Source organism: Ruegeria sp. CG4 (assembly GCF_056537185.1).
Genome location: NZ_JBQFRB010000010.1, coordinates 64,249 through 79,957, shown reverse-complemented (window position 1 = coordinate 79,957; position 15,709 = coordinate 64,249). Strand labels below are relative to the sequence as shown.

At 60.4% G+C, this 15,709-nt stretch carries 17 protein-coding genes; 14 read left to right on the top strand and 3 right to left on the bottom strand.

Annotated features, from left to right (window positions below; genetic code table 11):
* The first annotated feature begins 70 nt into the window (after positions 1 to 70).
* From ACR0J2_RS20480 to ACR0J2_RS20440, 9 genes are read left to right on the top strand one after another with little or no spacing between them, the layout of a single operon-like run.
* Entirely contained in the window at positions 71 to 808 is a 738-nt protein-coding gene (locus tag ACR0J2_RS20480) for a GntR family transcriptional regulator (protein WP_480813667.1), read from the top strand.
* Positions 805 to 1,857 (top strand): aldo/keto reductase, encoded by a 1,053-nt coding sequence (locus tag ACR0J2_RS20475; protein WP_480813666.1) that lies wholly within the window; start codon positions 805 to 807, stop codon positions 1,855 to 1,857. Before ACR0J2_RS20480 ends, ACR0J2_RS20475 begins: the two co-directional genes overlap by 4 nt.
* On the top strand, positions 1,847 to 2,275 hold the full coding sequence (locus ACR0J2_RS20470) for an RbsD/FucU family protein (protein ID WP_480813665.1): 429 nt from the start codon (positions 1,847 to 1,849) through the stop codon (positions 2,273 to 2,275). Before ACR0J2_RS20475 ends, ACR0J2_RS20470 begins: the two co-directional genes overlap by 11 nt.
* Positions 2,272 to 3,102: an amidohydrolase family protein gene (locus tag ACR0J2_RS20465; RefSeq protein ID WP_480813664.1), complete on the top strand. Its 831-nt coding sequence runs from the start codon at positions 2,272 to 2,274 to the stop codon at positions 3,100 to 3,102. The genes ACR0J2_RS20470 and ACR0J2_RS20465 overlap by 4 nt, the downstream gene beginning before the upstream one ends.
* Before the next feature lies 1 nt (position 3,103).
* Positions 3,104 to 4,216, top strand: coding sequence for a fumarylacetoacetate hydrolase family protein (locus ACR0J2_RS20460; protein ID WP_480813663.1), 1,113 nt, complete (start codon positions 3,104 to 3,106; stop codon positions 4,214 to 4,216).
* Between the two features lie 14 nt (positions 4,217 to 4,230).
* Complete coding sequence (locus tag ACR0J2_RS20455; protein WP_480813662.1) at positions 4,231 to 5,733, top strand: aldehyde dehydrogenase (NADP(+)); 1,503 nt, start codon at positions 4,231 to 4,233, stop codon at positions 5,731 to 5,733.
* A gap of 8 nt (positions 5,734 to 5,741) precedes the next feature.
* Positions 5,742 to 6,497, top strand: a complete 756-nt coding sequence (locus tag ACR0J2_RS20450) for an SDR family oxidoreductase (protein WP_170805782.1) — start codon at positions 5,742 to 5,744, stop codon at positions 6,495 to 6,497.
* A 17-nt stretch (positions 6,498 to 6,514) separates the two neighbouring features.
* Positions 6,515 to 7,357 carry a fumarylacetoacetate hydrolase family protein gene (locus ACR0J2_RS20445; protein ID WP_480813661.1) on the top strand — a complete coding sequence of 281 codons (843 nt, stop codon included), beginning with the start codon at positions 6,515 to 6,517 and terminating at the stop codon, positions 7,355 to 7,357.
* A 52-nt stretch (positions 7,358 to 7,409) separates the two neighbouring features.
* Positions 7,410 to 7,754: a hypothetical protein gene (locus ACR0J2_RS20440; RefSeq protein WP_170681859.1), complete on the top strand. Its 345-nt coding sequence runs from the start codon at positions 7,410 to 7,412 to the stop codon at positions 7,752 to 7,754.
* Here ACR0J2_RS20440 and ACR0J2_RS20435 read toward each other — a convergent pair.
* The gene (locus tag ACR0J2_RS20435; RefSeq protein WP_170615643.1) at positions 7,751 to 8,809 is read right to left on the bottom strand and encodes a transporter substrate-binding domain-containing protein; all 1,059 of its coding nucleotides are present in this window, start codon (positions 8,807 to 8,809) and stop codon (positions 7,751 to 7,753) included. The two genes, ACR0J2_RS20440 and ACR0J2_RS20435, sit on opposite strands and share 4 nt — an antisense overlap.
* A gap of 208 nt (positions 8,810 to 9,017) precedes the next feature.
* Here ACR0J2_RS20435 and dapE point away from each other — a divergent pair, with 208 nt between their 5' ends.
* From dapE to rnr, 3 genes are read left to right on the top strand one after another with little or no spacing between them, the layout of a single operon-like run.
* Complete coding sequence (gene dapE / locus ACR0J2_RS20430) at positions 9,018 to 10,157, top strand: succinyl-diaminopimelate desuccinylase (protein ID WP_480813660.1); 1,140 nt, start codon at positions 9,018 to 9,020, stop codon at positions 10,155 to 10,157.
* Positions 10,158 to 10,160: 3 nt separating this feature from the next.
* Entirely contained in the window at positions 10,161 to 10,736 is a 576-nt protein-coding gene (locus ACR0J2_RS20425; RefSeq protein ID WP_480813659.1) for a TIGR04282 family arsenosugar biosynthesis glycosyltransferase, read from the top strand.
* 58 nt (positions 10,737 to 10,794) lie between these two features.
* Positions 10,795 to 13,053 (top strand): ribonuclease R, encoded by a 2,259-nt coding sequence (rnr, locus tag ACR0J2_RS20420; protein WP_480813658.1) that lies wholly within the window; start codon positions 10,795 to 10,797, stop codon positions 13,051 to 13,053.
* On the opposite strand, the gene ACR0J2_RS20415 is transcribed toward rnr, so the two are convergent.
* Both ACR0J2_RS20415 and ACR0J2_RS20410 read right to left on the bottom strand, forming a co-directional pair.
* On the bottom strand, positions 13,044 to 13,430 hold the full coding sequence (locus ACR0J2_RS20415) for a DUF1801 domain-containing protein (RefSeq protein WP_170615652.1): 387 nt from the start codon (positions 13,428 to 13,430) through the stop codon (positions 13,044 to 13,046). The genes rnr and ACR0J2_RS20415 overlap by 10 nt on opposite strands.
* Complete coding sequence (locus ACR0J2_RS20410; protein ID WP_170615654.1) at positions 13,427 to 14,125, bottom strand: glutathione S-transferase family protein; 699 nt, start codon at positions 14,123 to 14,125, stop codon at positions 13,427 to 13,429. The genes ACR0J2_RS20415 and ACR0J2_RS20410 overlap by 4 nt, the downstream gene beginning before the upstream one ends.
* An 83-nt stretch (positions 14,126 to 14,208) precedes the next feature.
* On the opposite strand from ACR0J2_RS20410, the gene ACR0J2_RS20405 reads away from it, so the two are divergent.
* Both ACR0J2_RS20405 and ACR0J2_RS20400 read left to right on the top strand, forming a co-directional pair.
* Positions 14,209 to 14,931: a helix-turn-helix transcriptional regulator gene (locus ACR0J2_RS20405; protein WP_480813657.1), complete on the top strand. Its 723-nt coding sequence runs from the start codon at positions 14,209 to 14,211 to the stop codon at positions 14,929 to 14,931.
* Positions 14,932 to 15,025: 94 nt separating this feature from the next.
* Positions 15,026 to 15,664: an acyl-homoserine-lactone synthase gene (locus ACR0J2_RS20400; protein ID WP_480813656.1), complete on the top strand. Its 639-nt coding sequence runs from the start codon at positions 15,026 to 15,028 to the stop codon at positions 15,662 to 15,664.
* Positions 15,665 to 15,709: the final 45 nt, after the last annotated feature.

The following is a 15,709-nucleotide window of genomic DNA, read 5'->3' as shown; positions in this document are numbered from 1 at the left end:
GCCTGCACAAATTGCTAATGAGCGAACCCACACTTGTCAACTAACATGTTAGTATGCTAGATCGAAAATCATGAACCGACCTCAAGACATCGACGCAACCTTGCTGCCTGAAATTGCCGTGACAGAAGGCTCGCTGGCGCACCGTGTTTATCTTGCGATCAAGCAGGCCATCCTTTCCCTGGATTTCCTGCCGGGTGCAAATCTGAAGAAAGCGCCGATCTGTGAACGGCTTGGCGTCTCCCGTGCGCCCGTGGCCGAGGCGATTGCCCGGCTGGCAGCCGAAGGGCTGGTGGATGTGGTTCCGCAATCGGGAACGCGGGTATCCTATTTCTCAATGTCGGAAATCCGCGAGGGCGTCTTTCTGCGCGAAGCCCTTGAACTGGCTACCGTCGCCAAGGTCGCCCGCGATTTTACCGAAGACCAGCGCAAGCGCCTGAGTCGCAACATGCGGCTGCAGGAACTGCTGATCGAGGATGAGGACATCCCCGGGTTCTATCAGGCCGACGAGGAATTTCACGCCCTGCTGATGGCCTTTACCGGCTTTGTCCGGCTGCCGGATGTGGCGCAAACGGTTTCACTGCAGGTCAGCCGTGCACGCATGCTGCTGTTGCCTACCCCGGGCCGCGTTGCGGAAACGCTGCAGGAACACCGCGCGATATTCGACGCGATCCAGGACCGCAACGAACAAGCCGCACAGGAGGCGATGCGCCATCACCTGGGACAGTTGATGCCGCGCATCGAGGTTCTGGAACGGGAAAAGCCGCACCTGTTCAACATCAGCTCCCATCCAGAACGAGAGGCAGGATGACCGTTTCTCAGACCGAACTCCTCAACAACCGAACGTCACGCCCTGTTCCTTTGACCCGCATGGGTTTCGGGGGCGCACCATTGGGAAACCTCTATCGCAAGGTGTCCGATGCCGACGCACAGGCCGCGTTGCATGCGGCTTTCGATGCCGGGATCCGCTTCTTTGACACCGCCCCGCAATACGGGCTGGGCCGGTCTGAACAGCGCTTCGGAGAGGCCATCCCGGTCTTTGGACGTGACAACATTCAGCTTTCCACAAAGATCGGGCGCCTTCTTGTGGACTGCGAACCGCACGAGGTCACACCCGAAGCTTTCGTGGATGTTCCCCGGAAACGCATCGTATTCGACTACACCTATGACGGTGTCATGCGGTCCTACGAAGCCAGCCGCGAACGGATCGGTGTCGCCAATGCCGACATTCTTCTGGTGCATGATGTTTGCGTGTTCAGCCAGGGCAGTCAGGAAGCATCCGACGCGAAGGTCCGAGAGCTTTTTGACGGCGGCGGCTACCGCGCACTGACTGAATTGCGTGAGGCGGGCGAAATCGCCGCGATTGGCGCCGGGGTCAATGAATGGCAGGTGTGCGAGAAATTGCTGGGTCTGGGGGATTTCGACGGCTTCCTTCTGGCTGGGCGATACACGCTGCTGGAACAGGAGGCGCTGGACAGCTTTCTGCCGCTCTGCGAAAAGCGCGATGTCGGCATCATTTTGGGCGGCCCCTACAACTCGGGCATTCTGGCGACCGGCGCGGTTCCCGGAGCAAAGTACAATTACGCGGATGCGCCACCGGACATCATGGACAAAGTGCGCAAAATCGAGGCCGTTTGTGACGCTCACGGCACCCCGTTGATTGCGGCCGCCCTGCAGTTCGCTCTTGGGCATCCATGTATTAAAACTGTTGTACCCGGGGCGGTCAGTGCGGCCGAGGTGAATGCGAATGTCGCCTTGCTGGAGCGCAATATTCCCGCTTCGCTGTGGTCGGATCTGAAATCCGAAGGCCTGATCCGCGCGGATGCCCCCCTGCCATCGGAGACGGCCCATGCTGCGTAACATCGATCCACTGCTTTCCCCTGACCTACTACATGCCTTGCGATCCATGGGTCACGGGGATGACATCGTTATCGCTGACGCCAATTTTCCCGGCTCCAGCACCGGTCCCGAATGCTTGCGTGCGGATGGATCCTCGGCCAGTGATATTCTTCGGGCCGTTCTCTCGGTCATGCCGCTGGACAATTCTGTTCCCGACCCCGCCCTGACCATGCAGGTGGTGGGAAACCCCGAGGCGATCCCCGAAGCGGTGGCCGACTTTCAATCCATCATTCACCAGACAGCCGACAACCCCGTCGAAATACAAAGCCTTGAGCGCTTTGCATTCTATGAACGCGCATCCCAAGCTTTCGCCATCGTCCAGACCGGCGATCGCAGGCTTTACGGCAATATCATCCTGAAAAAAGGCGTGATTGGATGAGAATTGATGCTCATCAGCATTTCTGGTCTCTGGATCGGGGTGATTACGGCTGGCTGACAGCCGAGATGGGGTCGATCTACAGGGATTTTCTGCCTGCCGATCTGCTGCCTCTGATCGAACGAGCCGGAATTGATGGCACTGTTCTGGTTCAGGCTGCCCCGACCGTTGCCGAAACTGAGTTCATGTTGTCGTTGGCGGACAAAACTTCCTTTGTTAAAGGCGTCGTGGGCTGGGTTGACTTCGAAGCATCCGATGCCCCACAACAGATTAAGGCGCTGGCACAAAACCCACTCCTCGTCGGATTGCGCCCGATGATTCAGGATATCGAGGATCCTGAATGGATGCTGCGGGAGTCTCTGCACCCGGCCTTTGCGGCGCTCATCGCTCACGAACTGGCCTTTGATGCGCTGACCTTGCCCAAGCATCTTGGGCCGTTGCGCCGTTTGCTGGCCAGATACCCGCAGATGCGGGTTATCGTGGATCACGCATCAAAACCGGCGATCCGGGACGGTCGGCTGTCTGACTGGGCCGATGACATTGCCGCAATTGCCAGCAACAGCCATGCGTTTTGCAAGCTGTCCGGACTTGTGACCGAAGCGCAGCCCGGCTGGGACATCGGCGACCTGCGCCCCGTCGTTGATCATCTGCTGAACGTGTTCGGACCCGAACGCCTGATCTGGGGCAGCGACTGGCCGGTTTGCAACCTTGCCAGCAGCTATGAACGTTGGGTCGAGGTTACCGACATACTTCTTTCTGGTCTGACCCCTGAAGAACGCTCGGCAATTCTGGGCGGCAATGCGCTGCGCGCCTACAGCCTGAGGAATTGAAATGAACCTGTCTGAATTTGACCGCGACGGTGTGTGGCTGGGTCGTATCGAACGTGCCGGCATTGGACCGTGCGTTGTCACCTTGCGCGGTGAAAGCCTGATGGACATCACATCAAGAACCGCGCCCACGGTCCGGGATGTCCTCGAACGCGAAGATGCGGTGGAATATGTCCGCGCCGCCGAAGGTGAGGTGCTGGACCCTGCCCGCGATACATTTGCCTGGCTTGCCCCTTGTGATCTGCAGGCCGTCAAAGCCTGCGGCGTCACCTTTGCCGGCTCCATGGTCGAACGCGTGATCGAAGAAAAGGCCGGTGGCGACCCGGCCCGTGCCGACAGCATTCGCAACCGGATCGGTGTCCGCATCGGCAAGAAACTGAGCGATATCGTCCCCGGATCGGACGCCGCTGCAAGGGCAAAACAAGCCCTGATCGAAGAAGGTTTGTGGAGCCAGTACCTTGAGGTGGGCATCGGACCCGACGCCGAGGTCTTTTCCAAGGCGCAGGTCCTGTCGTCGGTGGGGTACGGGGCCGAGATTGGCCTGCACCCGATTTCGGAATGGAACAACCCAGAACCCGAAATCGTGCTTGCCGTGAATTCGCAAGGCGTGATCATGGGGGCGACATTGGGCAATGACGTCAATCTGCGCGATGTCGAGGGGCGCTCGGCCTTGTTGCTGAGCAAGGCCAAGGACAACAATGCGTCCTGCGCGATCGGTCCGCTGATCCGGCTGATCGATGACCATTATTCGCTGGACGATGTGCGACAGGCCGAACTGACACTGACAGTAAACGGTCCGGACGGTTTCAACCTGAACGGAAGCTCCTCCATGTCCCAGATCAGCCGCGATCCTGCAGATCTTGTTTGCCAGACGATCGGGCGGCATCACCAGTATCCGGACGGCCTGATGCTGTTCCTCGGGACCCTGTTCGCCCCGACGCAGGATCGGGAAACACCCGGAGGAGGGTTTACACACAAGCTGGGAGACGTTGTAACCATCGCCAGTGAAAAGCTGGGCACACTGACCAACACGGTGCGTCTGGCGACTGAGTGCCCCGAATGGCGTTTCGGGGCGTCCCATCTGATGCGAAACCTGGCCCGGCGCGGCCTGCTGTAAGAAAGAACCACAATATGCTCACCGGAAAACACCTGATCGCTGGCGAATGGATTGGCGCGGACACTGTCTTTGCTTCGCAGCCGGCAGAAGGCCCCGCCCATGACTTTGCGGCAGGAACGGCATCTCACGTCGACGCCGCCGTCGACGCCGCCGAAGAGGCGTTTGCAACCTACGGCTGGTCCTCGCGCGCCGAACGGGCAGAGCTGTTACGCCGGGTCGCCGACGAAATCGATGCCCGGGGGGATGCAATCACCGAAATTGGCAGCCAGGAAACCGGCCTGCCCGCAGCCCGCCTGCAAGGAGAGCGCGGGCGGACAGTGGGACAGTTGCGCCTGTTCGCCGATTACATCCTGCAGGGTGACTATCTGGACATGCGCCATGACCCAGCTATGCCCGACCGCGCGCCCCTGCCGCGCCCTGACCTGAGGATGATACAGCGCCCTCTGGGTCCGGTTGCCGTATTCGGCGCCTCCAATTTTCCGCTGGCGTTTTCGGTTGCGGGGGGTGACACCGCCGCGGCGCTGGCCGCCGGATGCCCGGTTGTCGTCAAGGGGCACCCGGCACATCCGGGCACTGGCGAGATCGTCGCACAGGCCATCGACGCCGCCGTCAAGGCTTGCGGGGTCCACCCGGGTGTCTTCTCGCTGGTTCAGGGTGACACACGTGAAGTCGGCGAACGGCTGGTTCAGCACCCTTTGATCCGCGCAGTTGGCTTCACCGGCAGCCTGGCCGGGGGGCGGGCGCTGTTCGATCTGTGCGCGCAACGGGACGAGCCTATTCCGTTCTTCGGTGAACTCGGGTCGGTCAACCCGATGTTTATCCTGCCTCAGGCGGCAGCTGCCCGCGCCGCGGAGATCGGTGTGGGCTGGGCCGGTTCGCTCACCATGGGTGCAGGTCAGTTTTGCACAAATCCCGGCATCGCCGTGGTGATCGATGGCCCGGATGCGGACGCGCTGGAAGCGGCCACAGCAGCTGCGCTGCAGGAGGTTGCTGCCCAAACTATGCTGACCGACGGAATCGCGAACGCATACCGGCAAGGGTCAGATCGCGTGGCGGCCTGCAACGGTGTTACCCGGATCCTGGGCAAAAGCTGTGAGACACGCTCGGCCAGACCCTGGCTGTTCAGTGTTTCCGGCAAAGACTGGCAATCGGACCATCGATTGCAGGAAGAGGTATTTGGCCCGCTCGGCATCATCGTGCGCGTTCAGGACATCGCCGAAATGCGCGATATCGCCCGTACGATCGAAGGCCAGTTGACTTGCACCGTTCACATGGATGCGGGCGACGCGCAGGATGCCGGTTCGCTGCTGCCACTGCTGGAGCGCAAGGCCGGGCGCATTCTGGCCAACGGGTTCCCCACCGGGGTCGAAGTTTGCGACGCGATGGTGCACGGGGGGCCCTACCCGGCCTCGACCAACTTTGGTGCAACTTCTGTGGGAACGCTTTCGATCCGGCGCTTCCTGCGGCCCGTTTGCTATCAGAATATTCCGGCCGAATTGCTGCCGGAACAGGGATGAGGTCCGGTATGCCGAACGAAGGAACACCAGCGCGACTGGCCGGGAAAACCGCCTTGGTCACGGCGGCAGGCCAAGGCATCGGCCGAGCGTCAGTCGAACTTTTTGCCGCCGAAGGGGCGCAGGTCATTGCATGCGACATCAACTCTGATGCGTTGGCCTCGCTTGATGGAACAGCGGGCGTGACGACGCTGCAACTGGATGTGACGGATGCCAGTGCTGTGCAGGCCGCTGTCGCGGACTTGCCGGCACTGGACGTGCTGTTCAATTGCGCGGGCTATGTTGCAAACGGGTCCATTCTGGAATGCGAGGAACGCGACTGGGATTTCAGTTTCGACCTGAACGTCAAGGCCATGTATCGGCTGACCCGGCTGATCCTGCCGAACATGTTGGATAACGGCGGCGGCTCGATCATCAATATGTCGTCGGTTGCCTCGTCGATCAAGGGCGTGCCGAACCGCTTTGCCTATTGCGCCTCGAAGGCGGCAGTCATTGGCCTCACCAAATCGGTCGCGGCGGATTTCGTCACCCAAGGGGTTCGCTGCAACGCGATCTGTCCGGGGACTGTGGACAGCCCCAGCCTGCATGACCGCCTGCGTGAAACCGGCGACTATCAGCAGGCGATGACGGATTTCATCGCGCGCCAGCCCATGGGGCGCATCGGAACCGCCGAAGAGATCGCGGAACTCGCACTCTACCTGGCCAGCGACGCCAGCAAATACACCACCGGACAGCCCTTTGCCATCGATGGCGGCTGGACGATCTGAAGAATGAGGGAAACAGGATGAAACTTCTGCGCTTTGGGCCTGTCGGTCAGGAAAAACCGGGCCTTCTGGATGATACCGGAGTAATTCGGGACCTGTCGGGGGTCGTGGATGACATTGCCGGCGAAACGCTGGGCGATGAGAGCCTGCAAAAACTCCGCGCGCTGGACCCCGCTCAATTGCCGCAAGCCGATGCGAATACCCGGATCGGTGCCTGTGTCGGGCAGGTCGGAAAGTTTATCTGCATTGGCCTGAACTATGCCGACCATGCTGACGAAAGCGGTATGGAGCTGCCGCAGGAGCCAGTCGTCTTTTTCAAGGCAACCTCGGCCATCATGGGGCCGAATGACACCGTGGAGATCCCGCGCGGATCGGTCAAAACCGATTGGGAGGTCGAACTGGGCGTGGTTATCGGCAAAGCCGCAAAATACGTGTCAGAAGCCGAAGCGTTAGACCACGTGGCGGGCTATTGCGTGATCAACGACCTGTCTGAACGCGATTTCCAACTTCATCGCTCGGGCCAGTGGGTCAAGGGCAAGTCGGCGGATACGTTTGGTCCGATTGGCCCGTGGCTGGTGACGCGGGACGAAGTTTCGGACCCGCAAAACATGGCAATGTTTCTTGAGGTGAACGGGCATCGTTATCAGGACGGATCGACCCGGACGATGCATTTCGCCGTTGCGACAGTAGTTTCATACCTTTCCCAGTTCATGTCCCTGCAGCCGGGCGATGTGATCGCCACGGGAACACCGCCGGGTGTCGGGATGGGTCAGACACCGCAGACCTATCTGAAGCCCGGTGACAAAATCGAACTGGGCATCGAAGGTCTGGGCGTGCAGAGACAGAACGTCGTTGCTGGCTGAACCGGGCAACCGTGAACTTGACCATGTCCGGGTGCGGCGCTAAGGCCCGGATATGGACAAGCAAAAGAAACCCTCTCGCCAGCAGGTCTATACGCTGCTGGTTCAGATCGGACGGAAAGAAGGTGACGGTCTGCCCGAGGGCGCGACCGGTGCTGCGCTGATGTGTTTTGCCAGCGGCGTGGACGAGGCGGAAGCGGTACGGGAAACCGTGGCCATTCTGAAACAGGCCGATACCGCTCCGCTGGATGTTACCGGCTATGGCACACTGGCCGAGCGTGAGGCGCAGGGCCACGACATCGATTCTGACGAACGTGCTCTGATGCAACGGGCGCTGGATGAAAACGCGGTCATCGTCGCGCAGATGACGCCGTTTTTCGGGGATCCGGAACAGTCCTAGTTCCGCGCCCCGAACCATTTACGGTAGATTTCGGAATACGTGCCGTCTTCACGCAGGGACAGCAGCGCCTGGTTGACTTCCTCGACCAAAGGCGAGCCGGTCGGAAAGGCGATCCCATAGGTTTCGCGCAGGAAAATTCCGCCTGTCACCGAGGCGATTTTCCGGCCTTCATGCGCAGCGTAATAGGACAGGATCGGTGCATCGAAGACGACCGCGTCCAATTCCTCTTTCTCGAAGGATGTCAGCATCTCTTCCAGTCCGGGATAGCCGGTAAACTCAATTTCGCGACGGTTCAGAAAGTTGGCCGCGGTCGAGCCCGAGATCGTGCCCACCTGCTTGCCATAGAGGTCGTTGACCGAGTTTACGCTGCCGGTGATCGCGTCCACTGTCATGACCGATGTAATCCGGGCCGTGAAAACGGACACGATGAACAGCGAAGAAACAACCAGAATGACCCCCAACAAACGGCCAAAAGGCGTCCGGGGCATGCGTTCTTCGAAGCCGCCATTGACCACGAGATTCAACGCCCACCAGAAAGACGGGAACCATGCCTCGTTCAGCTTGCGGTCAAAATAGGGTTGCGCACGTCGTTCGAAACTCCACATCAGCATCCCGCCGCCCAGCAGGATCGCAAAAGCCAGCCCGATCGCTATGAACAGTTCGCGCGACAACAGCGCCTGCAGCAGGGATGGCCGGCGCATTGCTTCGGACGGAACCATGATCTGCAAACCGGATTCGAAAATCGGCTGGCTGAAATCCATACTCGTTTCGCGTGACGCGGTGATCGAGATATTGGCGATCGCAAGATCGGCTGTCCCGTCCTGCACCGAATTCAGCATGTCCCCAAAGGCATCCAGCCGGTTGACCGAATACTCCCAGCCCAGCGCGCTGGACAGGGCTTCCAGCAAGTCCATGGAAAAACCGCTCTGGTCCCCGTCCTCGACATAGGAAAACGGGGGGCGTGTTACGGTCGAGACCGTAAGCGATTGCGCCTGGCTTTGCTGTGCAAGAACGGCGAAAGTCAGGCAGACCACTGCGAAGAATAGGCGTTTCATCGACAAGATACCTGTTTCGCGGCCCTCTAGCTTAGTTTTGGACCGGGCGGCAAGGTGATCGCGGGGTAAAGCGCCATGTTTTCCGGACGTCTCAACCAGACATGCGTGGGCAAAACAGGTGGAAAATTTGCGCCCTGGGGTTGGCAATCGGGCCAATTCGTTGAATCTGTGCACGAACCTGCCCAGCAATACAGACAAGAGGCCCGCGATGACAGACCCGGTACAATTGACGGCAGACCTGATCCGTTGCCCATCGGTCACACCCGAGGAAGGCGGCGCGCTGGTTCTGTTGCAGAAAGTCCTGTCGGACGCGGGCTTTGAATGCACCCGGGCGGATCGCGGCGGGATCAGCAATCTGTTTGCGCGCTGGGGCAGCAAGGGCCATGCGCGCAGCTTCGGCTTCAACGGGCATACCGACGTCGTTCCTGTAGGTGATGAGGCAGCATGGACCATGCCGCCCTTTGGGGCCGAAATACGCGATGGGGTCATGTATGGCCGGGGCGCCACGGACATGAAGTCTGGCGTCGCTGCGTTTGCAGCCGCAGCCATTGATTTCGTACGGGACACTCCGCCGGACGGAGCCATCATCCTGACCATCACCGGGGATGAGGAAGCCGATGCGCTGGACGGCACAACCGCATTGCTGGATTACATGGACGCTGCGGACGAACGTATGTCGGTCTGTCTGGTTGGTGAACCCACCTGCCCGAACCGCATGGGTGATATGATCAAGATCGGGCGGCGCGGCTCGATGACCGCTTGGTTCACTGTCAGTGGGGTCCAGGGCCATTCGGCCTATCCTCATCGCGCGAAGAACCCGGTGCCCGCCATCGCCCGGCTGATGGACCGGCTGGCCAGCCACCAGCTGGATCAGGGCTCGGACCATTTCGATGCGTCGACCCTTGCGGTCGTCACAATCGATACCGGAAATCCGGCCACGAACGTGATCCCCGCGCAATGTAGCGGGGCAGTGAATATCCGCTTCAACGACCTTCATTCCGGGCAAAACCTGAGTGACTGGCTGCACGCCGAAGCGGACCGGGTTGCCGAAGAGTTTGGCGTCACAATCGATACCCGCATCAAAATCTCCGGCGAAAGCTTTCTGACGCCGCCGGGCCCCCTGTCGGATCTGGTTTCGCGCGCGATCGAAGCCGAAACCGGAATCGCTCCCGAGCTGTCCACAACCGGCGGCACATCGGATGCGCGCTTCGTCAAGAACCATTGCCCGGTGGTCGAATTCGGGCTTGTCGGGCGCACCATGCATCAGGTCGACGAATGCGTCGAACTCGCGCAAATCGAACAGCTCAAGGCGATTTATACGCGCATTCTCGGGGATTACTTCGCCTGATCCATGCAACGCACTTTGATTATCATGATCAAGGAACCACGCCCGGGTCGGGTCAAGACACGACTGGGTCGGGATATCGGCATGGTCGGTGCAGCGTGGTGGTTTCGGCATCAGGCAAGGGCTCTGATCCGGCGGCTGCGCGATCCTCGGTGGCAGATCATGCTGGCCGTTTCACCCGATCAGGAGGGTTTGGCCAGCCGGATCTGGCCCGCCGATTTGCCGCGCGTCGCGCAAGGGCAAGGCGATCTGGGCGTCCGCATGGCCCGGATGTTACGCAGCGCTCCGGACGGGCCCGTCTGCCTGATCGGTGCCGACATACCGGGCATTACCCGAAACCACATCGCAAGCGCCTTTCGCGCCCTGGGGGCGACGCAAATGGTATTTGGACCTGCGACAGATGGCGGGTACTGGCTGGTTGGTGCGCAAGGCGTAGCGGCGCTGCCACCCGGATTGTTCAATAACGTGCGCTGGTCGACGGAACACGCGCTGGCGGACACGCTCGCCTCGATCCCCGATCGCAGCTTCGTGCTGCTGGATTATCTGAACGACGTGGATACCGTCGCAGATCTGCAAACCTGATCGACCGGACTGCTTTTTTGGTCATGACGCGGTCGCATCCCCGTGCTAGGCCGAATTCATGACTCGCATCCCCACCAAGCAGGAGGTCCTGGACTGGATCTCAGCGAACCCCAACCTGACCTCGAAACGCGATATCGCAAAGGCCTTTGGCATCAAGGGCGCGGACCGAATTGACCTCAAGCGTATCCTCAAGGAGCTAGAGGCCGAGGGTCATCTGGAAAAGCGTAAGCGCAGCTATCGCGACCCCGACCGTCTGCCTCCCGTCAGTGTGTTGCAGGTGAAGGCGCCGAACGCCGAAGGCGATCTGTTTGCGCGCCCGCTGGAATGGCATGGCGAGGGGGTCGAACCCATTGTCCTGATCGTCGCCCGCGCCAGCGATCCGGCGCTGGGCGAAGGGGACCGCATCCTGGCCCGCCTGACGGTGGTGCATGAGGAAGACCACAATTACGAGGCGCGCCTGATCCGCCGTATCGGAACCAACCCGCGCAAGATCGTCGGCATCTTCCGCAAAGGTGCCGAGGGCGGGCGGATCGTTCCCATCGACAAGACCGGCCAGACCGAATGGCTGGTTCACGATGGCGCGGTGCTGGGCGCGAAAGATGGCGAACTGGTCGAGGCCGAGCAGGCCGGGCCAAAGAACCGCATGGGCCTGCCCCGTGCGCGGATCGTGGAACGGCTGGGTGATCCGTCTGCGCCCAAGGCCGTGTCGCTGATCGCCATCCATCAGCACGGCATCCCTGATGATTTTCCGGATAAGGTGATTGATGAGGCTGACAAGGCCAAACCCGTTGGCCTGAAAGGGCGCGAAGACCTGCGGGACATGCCGTTGCTGACCATCGACCCGTCGGACGCACGGGACCATGACGACGCCTGCTATGCGCATGCCGACGACGATCCCAAGAACCCTGGCGGCCATGTCATCTGGGTCGCGATTGCAGACGTGGCAGCTTATGTGCAGCCAGGTACGGCATTGGATCGCGAGGCACGCAAACGCGGCAATTCCAGTTACTTCCCCGACCGTGTGGTGCCGATGCTGCCGGATCGTTTGTCGGGTGATCTGTGTTCGCTGCACGAAGGCGTCCCGCGCGCCTGTATCGCCGTTCGAATGCAGATCGACGCGGATGGCAACAAGATCGGCCACTGCTTCGTTCGGGCGCTGATGCGCTCGGCCGCTTCGCTGAATTACACCGAAGTGCAGGAAGCTATTGACGGTAATCCCAATGACCGTACCGGACCCCTGTTGGAACCGGTTCTGAAACCGCTCTATGCTGCGTATACCGCACTGAAAAAAGCGCGCTCGGTACGGCAACCACTGGAACTTGACCTGCCCGAACGCAAGATCGTCCTCAGCGACACCGGAGAGGTGGTAAGCGTGGCCTTCCGCGAACGTCTTGATGCGCACAAACTGATCGAGGAGTTCATGATCCTCGCCAATGTCGCCGCCGCCGAGACGTTGATCGCCAAGCGCCAGCCGCTATTGTTCCGGGTGCATGAAGAACCTGCGCCCGAAAAGCTGGAAAGCCTGCGCGAAACGGCTCAGGCCGCGGGCCTCAACCTGGCTAAGGGGCAGGTGCTGCAGACACGCCACCTGAACGCGTTGCTGAACGCCGCTGCCGGAACCGAGGATGCGGAACTGATCAACCTCACCACCCTCAGGTCGATGGCCCAGGCGTATTATAACCCTGAGAATTTCGGCCACTTCGGTCTGGCGTTGCGGAACTATGCGCATTTCACTTCGCCCATCCGTCGCTACTCCGACCTGATCGTGCATCGCGGGCTGATCTCGGCCCATGGCTGGGGCAAGGATGGGTTGACCGAGGATGACATCGATCGCTTGGAAGAGACCGCGACCCACATCTCGGACACCGAACGTCGTTCGATGATGGCGGAACGGGACACAACCGACCGCTATCTTGCCGCCTATCTCAGCGAGCGGGTGGGCAATGAGTTCACCGGTCGCATAAGCGGCATCGCCCGGTTCGGTGTCTTCGTGAAGATGGATGAAACCGGCGCGGACGGGCTGGTGCCGGTGCGCTCACTGGGTCGGGAGTTCTTCCATTTCGACCGCGAGGCCGGAACCCTGATGGGGTCGGACACCGGCCTGATCATCGCCATAGGTCAGCGTGTCACTGTTCGTCTGACTGAAGCGACGCCTGTGACCGGCGGGCTGGAGCTGGAGTTGTTGTCGATTGACGATCAGGCCTTGCCGCGCGGACGGGGGCCGGCAAAGCGGGCAACCCGGCGCAAGGCGGTCAGTACCAAGCGCAAGAAGGACAAGATCAAGCGCAAGGTCGAACGCAAACGCCGTCAGAGGTGATAAGTCAGCGCCCGCGCGATCAGCCAACCGTGACGGGTTTCGTCGATCTGGTCAATGTCATCGAACAACACGGCCCGATTGCCATCGATCCGGTCTTCACCGGGAAAGGCCGAGGTGAAATCGCCCATCAACCGGCTCTGGCAATGCACGAACAGGGCGAAGCTGGCGGACTTGTGGCTACCAAGCCGGACCGTTGATCCCTTGGGCGCCAGGTAGGCAGGCTGGCCCCAGCGCAACGCCTCAGCCAACGGCTGCGCGGCTTCCAGATCGCTTGCGGTCTCAAAGACCAGCTCTCGCAGGATCAGGGCACCCTTTCGAGTGCCCTGGGGCAGTTCCTCGAAAGCCTGTGCCACTGCCGGGTTCTCAAAAGGTCTCATACCAATGGGATCGCCTGTTCCATGCGGTCAATATAGCTATTCAGCAGTTTATCCTGTTTGATCCGCCGCGTCAGCGGAGTGTCCGACGGTGTCGCCCGCATCGCCGCGAGAATTGGACCAACACTCATATCCGCCGATGTCGGGTGTTCCGCCAGCAGGAACGGAGATTGCCAAAGAAATGCGGCGATGGATTCCAGATCCCGCTCGATTCGTTCCATCCGTTCAGCAACCGAAAATCGGCCAACCCCCTGCGCCTGCAATCCTTTCAGAACGGATTTTCGGATGGCATTGGAAACCGGCTTTCGGATCAAAGCCGGTACAGAGGTAAAGAACGTGTTTCGCAGGATCGGCCAGACCTCGTCATTGCCCCAGCGGTCCAGAACGATCTGAAAATACAAGTGCTCTTCAGCCATTCGCACCAAAGCACGCGATTGCGCCTTTTGAATGTCGCTCAGGCCCCGGTCGAATTCGGCGCCCTGCGCCTCCAGCCAGTCCCGGATCAGGTCACTGTCCGGCACCAACCGGTCGGGTGTGCGCAACACCGGAAGCTTGTGGTGCGGCATCTTTCGGGGATCCAGCAGATCCGACCGCTGCCACGACTGGCCGGAGTGCTGGAGCATGAGAGCCGTTTTCACGCAAAAGGGGCTGGCGCTGTATTGGCCAAAGGCGGATGGGAAGGTCAGAAGGGTCAGCATCAAAATCGCTCCTAAGTGGGATGGTCGATGCATAACTCCGACTGATGACAGAAACTGACATCAGGTTTAGGCTAAGTTGCATCATGACCCGAACCACCCGACTGTTCCAACTGATGCAGGCCCTGCGCTCGGGCCCGTCTCCCAGAACGTCCTCACAACTGGCGCAGGATCTTGGTGTCTCGGCCCGCACGGTTCACCGCGACATAGACACATTGCGCGGCCTTGGCGCAGTCATCGACGGAGAGGCCGGATTTGGGTTCACCCTGATCGAAGACGCGACCCTGCCCCCGCTCGGTTTTACCGATGATGAACTTGAAGCCCTTGTTCTTGGCCTGCGCGAAGTGCAGCAGATCGGGGACCCTGCCCTGTCCGACGCAGCCAGCGCGGCGCTGCGCAAATTGCAGGGCCGCCTGCCACAGCGCCAGTCCCACAGGCTAAGTCATGCGGTGCTGACAGCAACACGTTTTGACCGCCCGGCCACGCCCACGATTCATGTCCCTGATCTGCGGCAGGCCACGTGGGATGAACGCACGGTCGAGTTCGCCTATACCGATGCAAAAGGCGATGCCACCACGAGGCGCGTCAATCCGCTCAGCATCGTCTATATGGATCGGGCCAGCATTCTGCTGAGCTGGTGCCACCTGCGCCGGGATTTCCGGTTTTTCCGCTTGGACCGGATGCAGGACATGAAGATCACGGAAGAAAGCTTTCGCCCCAATCGCGTTCCCTTGCTGCGGCAAGCACTGGCCCGAATCCGAGAAGACCGTGAGGCGCATAGCCGGGAAAACCAGAACGGCGAGTCCTAACAGCTACTTAAGCAACGCGCGGTCACCAAACGGGAAATTAACCACGGGTTTGTACCCCATTCGTTCCTGCACAGGACGACGAGGGGAACAAGTCATGTTGCGTTATGTATATGCTGACGAACTGCATAAATTTCCAAAACTGGCCAAGGGGATGTTTCTGGACCGCGCCGATCAGTTCAAGACCCGGCTGGGGTGGGATGTTGATGTCGACGAAAACGGCGAAGAACGGGATCGGTATGACGATCTGAACCCGCTTTATGTCATCTGGGAAGAACCCGATGGCAGCCATGGCGGTTCGATGCGGATACTGCCGACAACCGGCCCGGTCATGGTAAACGATGTCTTTGGTCATCTGACGGGCGGCAGTCCTATCCGCAGCCCGCTGATCTGGGAGGTTACGCGGTTCTGCCTGTCGCGCAATGCCAGCCCGCACACGGCAGGTGCCATAATGCTGAGCGGTGGCGAAGTGATGGAAGGATTTGGCCTGACCCATATTGCCGGTGTCTTCGACGCAAGGATGATCCGGATCTACCGTCTGATAGGGTCTTCGCCGGTGGTGCTGGGGTCGCAGGGCAAGGGCCGGGATCAGATCTCGGTCGGGCTGTGGCCCTATTCAGCCGAGGACTGCAACCGGGTGGCTGAACGGGCGGGGGTTTCCCGAGACCTGTCCCGGCTGTGGTTTCGTGCAGCGTTCGGGGGCAGTGCGCAACATCGGTTCGCGCTTTCGGCCTGAATTCGTGAAAAGCGGACTCCGCGTCTGGTGGTGACTGACGCGGCC